Below are 14261 nucleotides of genomic sequence, written 5' to 3'. Positions count from 1 at the left end.
GGACCGCACCGCGCCGAAGTGCCGGTGGCGCCCGCATGCGCGGAACCGCCGGTGTTGTTCAACCTGACCCCGCTGCCCAGGCAGACTGAGCGCGATCCTCGCGCCGGCCCGAGTACTGCGGATTGCTAAACAAGTTTATGTCCGACCTGCAAACTAACGAATCCTTTGCCGCACTGTTCGAGGAATCGATCGCCCGCTCCAATATGAAGGCTGGCGAAGTGATTTCCGCTGAAGTCGTGCGCATCGACCACAACTTCGTGGTCGTCAACGCCGGCCTCAAGTCCGAAGCCTTTGTGCCGGTGGAGGAGTTCCTGAACGACCAGGGCGAACTCGAAGTGCAGGCCGGCGACTACGTCTCCGTGGCCATCGACGCGCTCGAGAACGGCTATGGCGACACCATCCTGTCCCGCGACAAGGCCAAGCGCCTGGCATCGTGGCTGAACCTCGAGAAGGCGCTGGAAGACGGCGAGATCATCTCGGGCACGGTCACGGGCAAGGTCAAGGGCGGCCTGACCGTCATGGTCAACGGCATCCGCGCGTTCCTGCCGGGCTCGCTGGTCGACGTGCGTCCGATCAAGGACACCACGCCGTACGAAGGCAAGACCCTGGAATTCAAGGTCATCAAGCTGGATCGCAAGCGCAACAACGTGGTGCTGTCGCGCCGCGCCGTGGTCGAAGCGACCCTGGGCGAAGAGCGCCAGAAGCTGATGGAAACCCTGAAGGAAGGCGCCATCGTCAACGGTATCGTCAAGAACATCACCGACTACGGCGCGTTCGTGGACCTCGGCGGCATCGACGGCCTGCTGCACATCACCGACCTGGCATGGCGCCGTGTCCGCCACCCCAGCGAAGTGCTGTCGGTCGGCCAGGAAATCACCGCCAAGATCCTCAAGTTCGACCAGGAAAAGAACCGCGTCTCGCTGGGCGTGAAGCAGCTGGGCGAAGATCCGTGGGTCGGCATCTCGCGCCGCTACCCGCAAAGCACCCGCCTGTTCGGCAAGGTGACCAACCTGACCGACTACGGCGCGTTCGTCGAGATCGAAGCCGGCATCGAAGGCCTGGTGCACGTGTCGGAAATGGACTGGACCAACAAGAACGTGGCCCCGTCCAAGGTTGTCCAGCTCGGCGACGAAGTCGAAGTCATGGTGCTCGACATCGACGAAGACAAGCGTCGTATCAGCCTGGGCATGAAGCAGTGCAAGGCCAATCCGTGGGACGACTTCAGCCGCAACCACAAGAAGGGCGACAAGCTGGCCGGCCAGATCAAGTCGATCACCGACTTCGGCGTGTTCATCGGCCTGCCCGGCGGCATCGACGGCCTGGTGCACCTGTCGGACCTGTCCTGGCAGGAAACCGGCGAAGAAGCCGTGCGCAAGTACAAGAAGGGCGACGACGTGGAAGCCGTGGTCCTGGGCATCGACGTCGACAAGGAACGCATCTCGCTGGGCATCAAGCAGCTGTCGGGCGATCCGTTCAACAACTTCATCTCGGCCAACGACAAGGGTTCCCTGGTCAACGGCACCATCAAGACGGTGGATGCCAAGGGCGCCGTGGTGCAGCTGGCTGACGACGTGGAAGGCTACCTGCGCGCGTCCGAAATCTCGGCCGACCGCGTGGAAGATGCCCGCAACGTGCTGAAGGAAGGCGAGCAGATCACCGCCCTGGTGGTGAACGTCGACCGCAAGTCGCGCAACATCAACCTGTCGATCAAGGCCAAGGACAGCGCAGAGCAGCAGGAAGCGATGCAGAAGTTCCAGGCCGATACCGGCACCGCCGGCACGACCAACCTGGGCGCGCTGCTGAAGGCCAAGCTCGGCCAGGACAACCAGTAAGCATCGGTTCACTCCTGCCAGCGGATGCCCATGACCAAGTCCGAGCTTGTCGAAAAACTGGCTGCCCGGTTCCCGCAGTTGTTGCTGCGGGACGCGGACATCTCGGTCAAGACGATCCTCGATGCCATGTCCGAAGCGTTGGCCGATGGCCACCGCATCGAGATTCGCGGATTCGGCAGTTTTGGTCTGAACCGGCGTCCGCCGCGCGTGGGGCGCAACCCCAAGTCCGGCGAGAGGGTGCTGGTGCCCGAGAAACGGGTGCCGCACTTCAAGGCGGGCAAGGAGTTGCGCGAGCGGGTCGACCGCAGCCTGGTGACACAGGCCGCCGGTAACGGCGGCGGTGGCGCTGGTGCCATCGCCGGCGGCAACCATGTCGGCAATGGCAATGGCAGCAATGCCAGTGCCAATGGCAACGGCCACGGCGCGGTCCATGCGGCAACGGCGCACGGACAGCCCAAGCCGGCGGTCGCCGGCGGCGTGCTGCACGACGATGCCGGGCTGAAGCTGGCCCGTTCCTGAGTTGCTGCGATTCGCTCGCAATATGCCTGGATAGTCGAGAAAGCGCCCCGCATCGGGGCGCTTTTTCATTATGCGGGCATACAAGAGGTTACCGTTGGCGCGAGACGATTCCGCTACAATGCCGGAAATCCACAGAGGGGCGTCGCCGCCCGCTGGCCCGATGTCCGCATCGGCCTGCATTGCCGGAGCCCGATGCCTTACCTGCCGCCTGAAGTCCGCATGAAATCCTCCTGACGTCCGCATGAAACTTGTCGCCTGGATCATCCGCATTGTCCTGTTCGCGCTGCTGTTCGTGCTGGCGTTGCGCAATACCGCCGACGCCTCGCTGCGGCTGTTCTTCGACGCCGTCTGGCGCGCGCCGCTGATCCTGATCCTGCTGGCCGCCTTCGGGCTCGGCATCGTCGCCGCGCTGGCCGCGGTGGCGCCGGCGCTGATGCGCCAGCGCATCGAGATGGGCCGGCTGCGGCGCGCGCTCGGCGAGGCGCGCAGCCAGCCGCCGGAAGCCCCGCGCGATCCGCAGGCCGCCGCGTCCGGCGTTCCCTACAACGTAGTCGGCCCGAAAGTCTGAGCCATGATTTTTGAAACCTGGTGGCTGCTTGCGCTGCCGCTCATCTTCGGCCTCGGCTGGATGGCCGCGCGCTTCGACGCGCGCCAGCTCCTGAGCGAGCAGGGCGCCTTGCCCCGCTCCTATTTCAAGGGGCTGAACTTCCTGCTCAACGAGCAGCCCGACCAGGCCATCGATGCCTTCATCGAAGTGGTGCGCCTGGACCCCGAGACCACCGAGCTCCACTTCGCGCTCGGCGCGCTGTTCCGCCGCCGCGGCGAGACCGAGCGCGCCATCCGCGTGCACCAGAACCTGGCCAGCCGCCAGGACCTGCCCGACGCCGAGCGCGAGCACGCGCTCTACGAGCTCGGCCAGGACTACCTGCGCGCCGGCCTGCTGGACCGCGCCGAGGAATCGCTGCGGCGGCTGATGTCCGGCCCCTACGCGGCGCCAGCCAAGCACGTGCTGCTCGAGCTCTACGAAGTCGAGAAGGAATGGAAGAAGGCCATCGACGCCGCGCGCGAGCTGCAGCCGCTCGAGCAGAAGGACTACAAGGTGCAGATCGCCCAGTTCTGCTGCGAGCTGGCGCAGGACGCGCTGCAGCGCAAGCAGCCCGACGAGGCGACCGGCTGGCTGCGCCAGGCCATCGAGGAAAATCCCGCCAACGTGCGCGCGCCGATGCTGCTCGGCGATGTGGCGATGGCCGCCGGCGACGTGGCCGGGGCGCTCGGCCACTGGTTCGGCATCGAGCAGCAGGATGCGTCCTACCTGCCGCTGGTGGCCGACCGTGTGGTCAAGGCCTACCGCCAGCTCGGCGACGAGGGCAAGGCCCTGGCATGGCTGCGCGGCCTGCTCAAGACCAGCCTGGCGCCCGAGCTGCTCGACAGCGCCTACCGCGCCGAGCTCGAGCTGCACGGCGCGCCGGCCGCCGCCACGCTGATGCGCGAGCAGTTGCGCCGCCAGCCTTCGCTGCTGGCGCTGACCAAGTATTTCGAGGCCCAGGCCGCCGAAGCGGCGCAGGCGCAGGAAGCGCCCGCCAATATGCCCGCCGATGTGCCCGCCGGTGTTGCGGCGGTAGCGTCGCCGGCGGCCGGCCAGGACATCGCGCAGGCGCAGGAAGTCGCGGCGATCCGCGACCTGCTGCAGCATCGCACGCGCAACCTGGCCCGCTATACCTGCCGTGAATGCGGTTTCCGCGCGCGGTTGTTCTATTGGCAGTGCCCCGGCTGCAACCGTTGGGAAACCTACGCGCCGCGCCGTTCGGAGGCACTCGGCTGACGCCCCGGCGTCGCACGCCAATCCCTATCTGGAGTACAAGCTATGAAAGTCACCGTTATCGGCAGCGGCTACGTCGGTCTAGTGACCGGGGCCTGCCTGGCCGAACTGGGCAACGACGTGTTCTGCCTGGATGTGGACGAGCGCAAGATCGCGCTGCTCAACGCCGGCGGCGTGCCGATCTACGAGCCGGGCCTCAAGGAACTGATCCTGCGCAATCGCGAGGCCGGCCGGCTGACCTTTTCCACCGACGTGGCGGCGAGCGTCGAGCACGCCGACGTGCAGTTCATCGCGGTCGGCACGCCGCCCGACGAGGACGGCTCGGCCGACCTGCAGTATGTGCTGGCGGCGGCGCGCAACATCGGCCGCCACATGACCGGCTTCAAGGTGGTGGTGGACAAGTCGACCGTGCCGGTCGGCACCGGCGACCGCGTCGCCCAGGCGATCCGCGCCGAGCTGGCCGCGCGCAGCCTGGAAGACCTGCAGTTCTCGGTGGTGTCGAACCCCGAGTTCCTCAAGGAAGGCGCCGCGGTGGAGGACTTCATGCGTCCCGACCGCATCGTGCTGGGCTGCGACGCCGACGTCGCGGGCCGCCACGCCAAGGCCATCATGCGCCAGCTCTACGCGCCGTTCAACCGCAACCACGAGCGCACCTTCTACATGGACGTGCGCTCGGCCGAGTTCACCAAGTACGCCGCCAACTCGATGCTGGCCACGCGCATCTCGTTCATGAACGAGCTGGCCAACCTGGCCGACGAGGTCGGCGCCGACATCGAGCTGGTGCGCATGGGCATCGGCTCCGATCCGCGCATCGGCTATAGTTTCCTCTATGCCGGCGCCGGCTACGGCGGCTCGTGCTTTCCCAAGGACGTGCAGGCGCTGATGCGCACCGCGAGCGCGCACGGCAAGCCCATGCGCGTGCTGGAGGCGGTCGAGGCCGTCAACGACGCGCAGAAGCAGGTGCTGGCCGACAAGATCGTGCGCCGCTTCGGCGAGGATCTCGCGGGGCGCACCTTCGCGGTGTGGGGCCTGGCGTTCAAGCCCAACACCGACGACATGCGCGAGGCGCCGTCGCGGGTGCTGGCGCGCGCGCTGGTGTCGCGCGGCGCCGCGCTGCGCGTGCACGACCCGATCTCGATGGCCGAGGCGCGCCGCGTGCTGGAGGAGGACCTCGCCGACATCGAGGGCGGCTTCGCGCGCGTGCATTTCAGCGACGCGCAGATGGACACGCTGGACGGCGCCGACGCGCTGGTCATCGTCACGGAATGGAAGGTCTTCCGCAGCCCCGACTTCAACCAGATCAAGCGCCGCCTGACGGCGCCCGTCATCTTCGACGGACGCAATCTGTACGAGCCCGAGGCCATGCAGGAAGCAGGCATCGAATATCATGCGATCGGGCGGCCGACCACGACGCGCTAACCGAGAAACCAACGGGAAGAACAAGCCGACGCGCTGGCTGACGGACCGGGCCGCGTTGCCAAGGATTCCATGAGCAAGAACCACATTCCGCTGCAACAGATCAATCAAGCCCGCATCCTGGTGACGGGCGACATGATGCTGGACCGCTACTGGTTCGGCGACGTGGAGCGCATCTCGCCGGAAGCGCCGGTGCCGGTCGTGCAGATCAAGCGCAGCGACGAGCGCCTCGGCGGCGCGGCCAACGTGGCGCGCAACGCGGCCGCGCTCGGCGCCAGCGTCGGCATGCTCGGCGTGGTCGGCGACGACGAGCCCGGCCGCACGCTCGAGACCCTGCTGGCGGCCAGCCACGTGCAGCCCTACCTGCATCGCGACGCGAGCGTCAACACCACCATCAAGCTGCGCGTGGTGGCGCACCAGCAGCAACTGCTGCGCGTGGACTTCGAGAACCCGCCCGCGCACGAGGTGCTGCTTTCCGTGCAGGAGCGCTTCCAGACCCTGGTCAAGGAATACAAGGTGCTGGTGCTGTCCGACTACGGCAAGGGCGGGCTGGCGCACGTGGGCCGCATGGTGGAAGCGGGCCGCGCGGCCGGCTGCCTGGTGCTGGTCGATCCCAAGGGCGACGACTACTCGCGCTATCGCGGCGCCACGCTGATCACGCCCAACCGCGCCGAGATGCGCCACGTGGTGGGGGCCTGGAAGACCGAGTCCGACCTCACCATCCGCGCCCAGAACCTGCGCCGCGAGCTGCACCTGGAAGCGCTGCTGCTGACGCGCTCGGAAGAGGGCATGACGCTCTACACCGAGGCCGAAGTGCTGCACGTGTCGGCGCAGGCGCGCGAGGTCTACGACGTCTCGGGCGCCGGCGACACCGTGATCGCCACGCTCGCCACCATGCTCGGCGCGGGCGTGCCGCTCAAGGAGGCCGTGCAGCACGCCAACCGCGCCGGCGGCATCGTGGTGGGCAAGCTCGGCACCGCCGTGGTCACCTATCCTGAACTGTTCGGTACGCCGGCGCAGGGCGCGGCACCGTCTTCCGGCTCGCACGAGTCCTCACGCACATGACCATCATCGTTACCGGCGCGGCCGGCTTCATCGGCAGCAACCTCGTCAAGGGCCTGAACGACCGCGGCGAGGACAATGTCGTCGCCGTCGACAACCTGACGCGCGCGGAGAAATTCCACAACCTGGTCGACTGCGACATCCGCGACTACGTCGACAAGACCGAATTCCTGGCCCGTTTCGCGCGCGGCGACTTCGGCAAGGTGCGCGCGGTGTTCCACGAGGGCGCCTGCTCCGACACGATGGAGCACGACGGCCGCTACATGATGGAGAACAACTACCGCTACACGCGCGCGCTGATGGAAGCCTGCCTGGAGCAGGGCGCGCAGTTCCTCTACGCCTCGTCGGCGGCCACCTACGGCGCCTCGCAGGTGTTCCGGGAAGACCGCGAGCACGAGCAGCCGCTCAACGTCTACGGCTACTCCAAGTTCCTGTTCGACCAGGTGGTGCGGCGCACGCTGCCGTCGGCGCTGTCGCAGATCGTGGGCTTCCGCTACTTCAACGTCTACGGCCCGCGCGAGGCGCACAAGGGGCGCATGGCCTCGGTGGCGTTCCACAACTTCAACCAGTTCCGCGCCGACGGCACGGTCAAGCTGTTCGGCGAATACGGCGGCTACGGCCCCGGCGGCCACACGCGCGATTTCGTCTCGGTCGAGGACGTGGTGAAGGTCAACCTGTTCTTCCTCGAGCATCCGGACAAGTCGGGCATCTTCAACCTCGGCACCGGCCACGCGCAGCCGTTCAACGACATCGCCAGCGCCGTGGTCAACACGCTGCGCGAAGCCGAGGACAAGCCGCGCCTGAGCCTGGACGAGCTGGTGCAGGAAGGGCTGGTGGAATACATCAAGTTCCCCGACGCGCTGCGCGGCAAGTACCAGTGCTACACGCAGTCCGACATGTCGCGCCTGCGCGCGGCCGGCTACAAGGATGCGTTCTACACGGTCGAGGAAGGCGTGTCGCGCTACTGCCGCTGGCTGCTGCAGCGCCGGGGCTGAGGCCGCGCACCGCGGCCCGTGGCCGGATCGACGCGGAACCTTCGATTGCTTCCGGTCTGCTCCCCGCTCCCGCACGCGGGAGCGGGGAGAACGCAAGCGGCAAGCTGATCTTCCTGACAGCCTGGACGCGCGCTTCGGCGCGCGTTTTTCTTTTGGAGCCGCGCGCGGACACATCCTGGTAGCCGACGTGAACTTTGGTTGCAGGATGCGCCAGGCGCGCCGCGCGCTTCTATCCTCGGTCTTGCGGCGTCCGGCCAGGACGCGGCAACCTTCACAACGGACAGGAGAATCTCCAATGCGCAATCAGGCAATCAGGCAGTCGCTCATGCAACCGCTCGTGCAGTCACGCACGCGGTCGCTCATGCAATCGCTCAAGCAGTCGATTCCGCACTCGATCAGGCACTCGCTCGCGCAGTCGGTCAGGCTGGTGTCCAGGCATGCGGTGCTGGCGCTTGCGCTCTGCTTTTCGCTGGCGGGCGCGGCCCATGCCGCCGTCGACGTGAACACCGCCGACGAGGCCACGCTGGTGACGCTCAAGGGCATCGGCCCGGCCACGGCCAGCACCATCGTGGCCGAGCGCGCCAAGGGCGGGCCCTTCAGGGATGCGGCCGATCTCGCCGACCGCGTCAAGGGCCTGGGCCAGAAGTCGGTGGCGCGGCTGCGGGAAGCCGGCATGACCATCGGCGCGGGCGCCGCGCCGAAGCCCGCGGCCGCGGCCGTGGCGAAGAAGGAGGCCAGGCCCGCGGAGAAGGCGCCGGCCAAGGCCCTCAAGTAATCCGCGCTCCCCGGAGCGCCGCGCTGCGTGTCATCGCGCAAGCCGTCGCGCATGCCATCGTGTATGCCATCGCGCGCGGCGCGCGGCGCACCGTCGAAGCCCCGGCCGCGTCCGGGGCTTCCCGCCTGCATGCACCACGATCGTGGCAAGGCCGCATGCCCGCGCCGGCATGCGCTGGTACGGCTTGTGCTAGTCCCGGTGGCTTCGCATGAATGCGGCCGCGCGGTATCATGCGCACGCCCGCGCGGACCGAGCCGGCCGCGCGGCCACGACAAACCAACCCAGGCCGGATCTCCAGGCCAAGGACAAGAAAGGGAGCTCGACGATGGCAAATGGTGAGGACGCGGGATTCCTGCCCAGGTGGCGGCTGAAGACACATGGCGTGATCGCGCCCGACGAGCGGCTGCCTGCCGGCCAGACCGTGCTGGCGGGCATCCAGCACGTGGTGGCGATGTTCGGCTCGACCGCCATCGCGCCGATCCTGATGGGCTTCAATCCCAATATCGCGATCCTGTTCTCCGGCATCGGCACGCTGATCTTCTTCCTGTGCGTGCGCGGCCGGGTGCCGAGCTACCTCGGCTCGAGCTTCGCCTTCATCGCGGTGGTGATCGCTGCCACCGGCTATGCCGGCAGCGGCCCGAACCCGAACATCCCGGTCGCGCTCGGCGGCATCATCGCCGCGGGCGCGCTCTACCTCGTCATCGGGCTGGTGGTGCAGGCGGTGGGCTACCGCTGGGTGGAGCGGCTGATGCCGCCGGTGGTCACGGGCGCCATCGTCGCGGCCATCGGCCTGAATCTCGCGCCGGTGGCGGTCAAGGCCGTGAGCGGCGCGGCGCTCGACACCTGGGTCGGCCTGGCCACGGTGCTGGCGGTGGGCCTGGTGGCGGTGCACGCGCCGGGCATGCTGCGCCGCCTGCCGGTGCTGGTCGGCGGGCTGTTCGGCTACCTGCTGTACTACGTCTGCACCAACCTCATGGGGCTGGGCAAGACCATCGACTTCTCCGGCGTGGCCGCGGCGAGCTGGTTCGGCCTGCCGGTGTTCACTTCGCCGGTGTTCCAGGCCAGCGCCATGCTGCTGATCGCGCCGGTGGCGATCGTGCTGGTGGCCGAGAACCTCGGGCACATCAAGGCCATCAGCGTGATGACCGGGCGCAATCTCGACCCGTACATCGGCCGCGCGTTCATCGGCGACGGCATCGCCACCATCATTTCGGCGGGCGGCGGCGGCACCGGCGTGACCACCTACGCCGAGAACATGGGCGTGATGGCGGTGACGCGGATCTACTCCACGCTGATCTTCGTGGTGGCCGCGGTGGTGGCGCTCATCCTGGGCTTCTCGCCCAAGTTCGGCGCGCTGATCCTGACCATCCCGGGGCCGGTGATCGGCGGCCTGACCATCGTCGTGTTCGGCCTGATCTCGGCCACCGCGGGGCGCATCTGGGTCGAGAACAAGGTGGACTTCTCCAGTTCGCGCAACCTCATCACGGTAGGCGCCACGCTGACCGTGGCCGCCGGCGACCTGACCCTCAAGCTCGGCGGCATGACGCTGGGCGGCATCGGCACCGCCACCTTCGGCGCCATCCTGCTGTACCACCTGCTGGGCGAGCGCAAGGGCGGCGAGGCCGAGGCCTGACGCTTGCTGTCCCGCCGGCCTTGCCATGAGGCGGGCTGTCGCAGCCGCGGCGGCCCGGCGCGCCTGCCGGCGCGAGTATTACGGCTGGATTACAATGTCCGCCGACATTCGGAATCCCGCTCATCATGGCCTACAAGACGATCGAAGACACCATCGGCAATACGCCGCTGGTGCAACTGCAGCGCATCCCCGGCGCCGCCGGCGCCCCGCGTGGCAACGTAATTCTCGGCAAGCTCGAGGGCAACAACCCGGCGGGCTCGGTCAAGGACCGGCCGGCGGTGTCGATGATCGCCCGTGCCGAGGCGCGCGGCCGCATCAAGCCGGGCGACACGCTGATCGAGGCCACCTCGGGCAACACCGGCATCGCGCTGGCGATGGCCGCCGCCATCCGCGGCTACAAGATGGTGCTGATCATGCCCGAGGACCTGAGCATGGAGCGCCGCCAGAGCATGGCCGCGTATGGCGCCGAGATCATCCTCACGCCGGTCAAGGGCGGCATGGAGTACGCGCGCGACCTCGCCGACTCGATGGAGCGCGACGGCCGCGGCGTGATCCTCGACCAGTTCGCCAACCCGGACAACCCGCTGGCCCACTACGAGACCACCGGCCCCGAGATCTGGCGCGAGACCGAAGGGCGCATCACTCACTTCGTCTCGGCGATGGGCACCACCGGCACCATCACCGGCGTGTCGCGCTACCTCAAGGAGCAGAGTGCCGCGGTGCAGGTGGTCGGCGCGCAGCCGGCCGAAGGCTCGCGCATTCCCGGCATCCGCAAGTGGCCGGAGGCGTACATGCCGAAGATCTACGATCCTAAGTACATCGACCGCACCGAGCTGGTCAGCCAGGGCGACGCCGAGCACATGGCGCGCCGCATGGCGCGCGAGGAAGGCATCTTCTGCGGCATCTCCGCCGCCGGCGCGCTATGCGTGGCGCTGCGCATCGCCGAGGAAGTGGAGAACGCCACCATCGTCTTCGTGGTGTGCGACCGCGGCGACCGCTATCTGTCCACCGGGGTGTTCCCGGCCTGAGGCCCTCGCCACAGGCATCGCGCGCATCGCGCGCGCCAGCAAAAAGCCCCGCTCATGGCAGCGGGGCTTTTTGTTTGCCGGCGGCGGCGACTGGCGTCAGGCCATCGCCGCCTTGACCGCTTCGCCGAGCTGGTACACCGCCAGCGCGTAGAAGAAGCTGCGGTTGTAGCGCGTGAGCACGTAGAAATTGCGCAGGCCCAGCATGTAGTCGGTGGTCTCGCCCGGCGTGGGCAGGTCCACCACCAGCACGCCGGTCTCGCCTTCGCGCGCGAGGTCGATCGGCTCGTCCACGCGCAGGCCGGCCTTGAGCAACTGGCTCAGCGTGCGGGTCGGCCAGGGCTCGCCGTCGGCCGCGGCCGTGGCAATGCCGCGGCTGCCTTCGTCGGGCGCGATGCGCCACGCCACCGGGCGGCCCTGTTCCCAGCCGTGCAGCTGCAGGAAGCGGCCCACGCTGCCGATGGCGTCGGTGGGGCTGTTGCGCAGGTCGATGTGGCCGTCGCCGTCGTAGTCGATGGCGTACTCGCGCAGGCTGGTGGGCATGAACTGCGGGATGCCGATCGCGCCGGCGTAGGAGCCCAGCACCGAGAACACGTCGGTGCCGGTGTCGCGGCACCACAGCAGGTAGTCGGAGAGCTGGTTGCGGAACAGCGTGGTGCGGGCCTCGCGGTTGGGCGTGTCGGGGTAGTCGAAGGCCAGCGTGGAGAGCGAGTCGATCACGCGGAACGTGCCCATGTCGCGCCCGTAGATGGTCTCCACGCCGATGATGCCGACGATCACCGAGGCCGGCACGCCGAACTCGGCCTCGGCGCGGCGCAGCGTGTCGCGGTTCTGCTGCCAGAAGCGCACGCCGGCGTTGATGCGGATCGGCTCGATGAAGCGCGAGCGGTAGGCGCGCCAGCTTTTGCGCCCCGGCGTGGCCGGCGGCATGATCAGGCGCGCCACCGTGGACGAATAGACGGTCTGGCCGAACCAGTCTTCGAGCGTGGCGCGCGGGAAGCCGTGGCGCGCCACCATGTCGTCGATGAACGCGCGGCTCCTGGGATTGTCGCGGTAGCGGCCCGGCTCGATCTCTTCTTCGCGCACGCTCACGCGGCGCTTGCCGGCCGCAAGCAGGGCGGGGGAGACGCCGCACAAGCTCAATGCGGCAGCGGAAAGCGCGGCGCCCAGCAAGGGGCGGCGCAAGGAGCGCTGGATGTCGGTCATGGTGTCCTTTGCAAGTCGCTGCGAGTATAGCGGATGGTGCGCGCGCGGCGCCCCGCTGGGTGGCCGCGCCGGCATGTGCTAACGTAGCGATTGGAGACAACCATAAAGCAAGAAGACATGCCGACAGGCTTCTACACGCATCCCGAATTCCTGCTGCATGAGATGGGGCATTTTCATCCGGAATGCCCGGAGCGCCTGCAGGCCATCGAGGACCAGTTGATCTCGCACGGCATGGATGGCCTGCTGGACCGGCGCGAAGCCCCGCCCGCTACGGCCGAGCAGATCGGGCGCGTGCACCGGCCGGAATACGTCGCCAGCCTGGCCGCCGCCAGCCCCGCCAGCGGCTATCACCCGATCGACCCCGACACGCTGATGAACAGTCACACGCTGGCCGCCGCCGGGCTGGCCGCCGGCGCCGCCGTGGCCGCCACCGACGCGGTGATCGCCGGCGAGATCGAGAACGCCTTCTGCTGTGTGCGCCCGCCCGGCCACCACGCCGAGCCGGACCGCGCGATGGGCTTCTGCTTCTACAACAACGTGGCGGTGGCGGCGCGCCACGCGCTGGCCGCGCACGGGCTGGAGCGGGTGGCCATCGTCGATTTCGACGTGCACCACGGCAACGGCACCGAGGCGGCGTTCCGCTGCGACCAGCGGGTGCTGATGTGCAGCTTCTTCCAGCACCCGTTCTATCCCTACAGCGGCACCGAGCACATCGCCGCCAACATGTCGAACATCCCGCTGCCGGCCTATACCAACGGGCTGGCGGTGCGCGAGGTGGTGGAGACGATCTGGCTGCCGCGCCTGCACGACTTCAAGCCGCAGATGCTGTTCATCTCGGCGGGCTTCGACGCCCACCGCGAGGACGACCTCGGGCAGATGGGCCTGGTCGAGCAGGACTACGCCTGGATCACCGCGCAACTGATGGAAGTGGCCCGCGCCCACGCCAGCGGGCGCATCGTCAGTTGCCTGGAGGGCGGCTACAACCTCAGCGCGCTCGGGCGCAGCGTGCTGGCGCACCTCAAGGTGCTGCTCGAACAATAGGAAACAGCAAATACAGGAGACCGCCGGCATGGCAGAAACCGACAACCGCGCGGCCACGCCGCTGCTGGCCGAGAGCCTGGACGCCGCGGGCGTGCTGCGGCTGACCATGAACCGCCCCGAGGCCTTCAACGCCTTGTCCGAGGGCCTGCTCGACGCGCTCGCCGCCGCGTTCTCCCGCATCGCCGCCGATCCCGCCGTGCGCGTGGTGGTGCTGGCCGGGGCCGGGCGCGCCTTCTGCGCCGGCCACGACCTGCGCGAGATGCGCGCCAGCCCGTCGCATGCCTACTACCGCGCGCTGTTCGACCGCTGCACGCGCATGATGATGGCGATCCACAAGATGCCGCAGCCGGTGATCGCGCGCGTGCAGGGCATCGCCACCGCCGCCGGCTGCCAGCTGGTGGCGATGTGCGACCTGGCGGTGGCGGCCGACGACGCCCGCTTCGCGGTGTCCGGCGTCAACCTCGGCCTGTTCTGCTCGACGCCGGGCGTGGCGCTGTCGCGCGACGTCTCGCGCAAGCAGGCGCTGGAGATGCTGCTGACCGGCGACATGATCGATGCGGCACAGGCGCGCGAGCGCGGCCTGGTCAACCGCGTGGTGCCGGCCGACGCGCTCGACGCCGAGGTCGCGCGCCTGGCCGCCAGCATCTGCGCCAAGCCGGCCGCGGCGGTGGCCGCCGGCAAGGGGCTGTTCTACCGCCAGCTGGAGATGGGCATCGAGGCGGCCTACCAGCTGGCCGGCCAGACGATGGCCTGCAACATGATGGACGACGCGGCACTGGAAGGCGTGCAGGCCTTCCTGGACAAGCGGCCCCCTTCGTGGCGGGGCGCCTAAGCAGCTTTTTGCCGTTCTATATGCCGTGAACATATAAAGACATCGGCAAAAAGTCGTTTCTGGTATGAAGCGGATCGCTTAAAATGCGAGCTTCGCCAAAAAAACA

13 protein-coding genes are annotated in these 14261 nt (G+C 68.2%); 12 read left to right on the top strand and 1 reads right to left on the bottom strand.

All coding sequences use genetic code 11. The annotated features are described in order from the left end of the window. Nucleotides 1-137: 137 nt before the first annotated feature. The 10 genes from rpsA (at nucleotide 138) to cysM (ending at nucleotide 11079) form a co-directional block, all read left to right on the top strand. Nucleotides 138-1832, top strand: a complete 1695-nt coding sequence (gene rpsA / locus AC3WXD_RS14770; protein WP_020200984.1) for a 30S ribosomal protein S1 — start codon at nucleotides 138-140, stop codon at nucleotides 1830-1832. A 30-nt stretch (nucleotides 1833-1862) separates the two neighbouring features. Then, nucleotides 1863-2351, top strand: a complete 489-nt coding sequence (locus AC3WXD_RS14765; RefSeq protein WP_043365284.1) for an integration host factor subunit beta — start codon at nucleotides 1863-1865, stop codon at nucleotides 2349-2351. A gap of 241 nt (nucleotides 2352-2592) precedes the next feature. Next, nucleotides 2593-2919, top strand: coding sequence for a lipopolysaccharide assembly protein LapA domain-containing protein (locus tag AC3WXD_RS14760; RefSeq protein WP_059410792.1), 327 nt, complete (start codon nucleotides 2593-2595; stop codon nucleotides 2917-2919). 3 nt (nucleotides 2920-2922) lie between these two features. After that, entirely contained in the window at nucleotides 2923-4173 is a 1251-nt protein-coding gene (gene lapB / locus AC3WXD_RS14755; protein WP_059410793.1) for a lipopolysaccharide assembly protein LapB, read from the top strand. A gap of 42 nt (nucleotides 4174-4215) precedes the next feature. Further along, nucleotides 4216-5589 carry a UDP-glucose dehydrogenase family protein gene (locus AC3WXD_RS14750; protein ID WP_020200988.1) on the top strand — a complete coding sequence of 458 codons (1374 nt, stop codon included), beginning with the start codon at nucleotides 4216-4218 and terminating at the stop codon, nucleotides 5587-5589. A gap of 69 nt (nucleotides 5590-5658) precedes the next feature. Next, nucleotides 5659-6651: a D-glycero-beta-D-manno-heptose-7-phosphate kinase gene (gene rfaE1, locus AC3WXD_RS14745; RefSeq protein WP_020200989.1), complete on the top strand. Its 993-nt coding sequence runs from the start codon at nucleotides 5659-5661 to the stop codon at nucleotides 6649-6651. Continuing rightward, complete coding sequence (rfaD, locus tag AC3WXD_RS14740) at nucleotides 6648-7643, top strand: ADP-glyceromanno-heptose 6-epimerase (RefSeq protein ID WP_020200990.1); 996 nt, start codon at nucleotides 6648-6650, stop codon at nucleotides 7641-7643. The genes rfaE1 and rfaD overlap by 4 nt, the downstream gene beginning before the upstream one ends. Before the next feature lie 361 nt (nucleotides 7644-8004). Beyond that, nucleotides 8005-8418: a ComEA family DNA-binding protein gene (locus AC3WXD_RS14735; protein ID WP_231586373.1), complete on the top strand. Its 414-nt coding sequence runs from the start codon at nucleotides 8005-8007 to the stop codon at nucleotides 8416-8418. A gap of 325 nt (nucleotides 8419-8743) precedes the next feature. Next, complete coding sequence (locus AC3WXD_RS14730) at nucleotides 8744-10051, top strand: solute carrier family 23 protein (RefSeq protein ID WP_454731144.1); 1308 nt, start codon at nucleotides 8744-8746, stop codon at nucleotides 10049-10051. 125 nt (nucleotides 10052-10176) lie between these two features. Beyond that, nucleotides 10177-11079: a cysteine synthase CysM gene (gene cysM / locus AC3WXD_RS14725; protein ID WP_020200993.1), complete on the top strand. Its 903-nt coding sequence runs from the start codon at nucleotides 10177-10179 to the stop codon at nucleotides 11077-11079. A gap of 96 nt (nucleotides 11080-11175) precedes the next feature. On the opposite strand, the gene mltB is transcribed toward cysM, so the two are convergent. Further along, nucleotides 11176-12282: a lytic murein transglycosylase B gene (gene mltB / locus AC3WXD_RS14720; RefSeq protein WP_020200994.1), complete on the bottom strand. Its 1107-nt coding sequence runs from the start codon at nucleotides 12280-12282 to the stop codon at nucleotides 11176-11178. A gap of 117 nt (nucleotides 12283-12399) precedes the next feature. Between mltB and AC3WXD_RS14715 the strand changes: the two genes are divergently transcribed. Both AC3WXD_RS14715 and AC3WXD_RS14710 read left to right on the top strand, forming a co-directional pair. Continuing rightward, nucleotides 12400-13323, top strand: a complete 924-nt coding sequence (locus AC3WXD_RS14715; RefSeq protein WP_020200995.1) for a histone deacetylase family protein — start codon at nucleotides 12400-12402, stop codon at nucleotides 13321-13323. A gap of 28 nt (nucleotides 13324-13351) precedes the next feature. Further along, nucleotides 13352-14155, top strand: coding sequence for an enoyl-CoA hydratase (locus tag AC3WXD_RS14710; RefSeq protein ID WP_020200996.1), 804 nt, complete (start codon nucleotides 13352-13354; stop codon nucleotides 14153-14155). The last annotated feature ends 106 nt before the right edge of the window (nucleotides 14156-14261 follow it).

This window comes from Cupriavidus sp. FW216-B1, from assembly GCF_058789195.1.
Note: the sequence above shows the minus strand (reverse complement) of the source record. Positions and strands in the feature narration are given on the sequence as shown.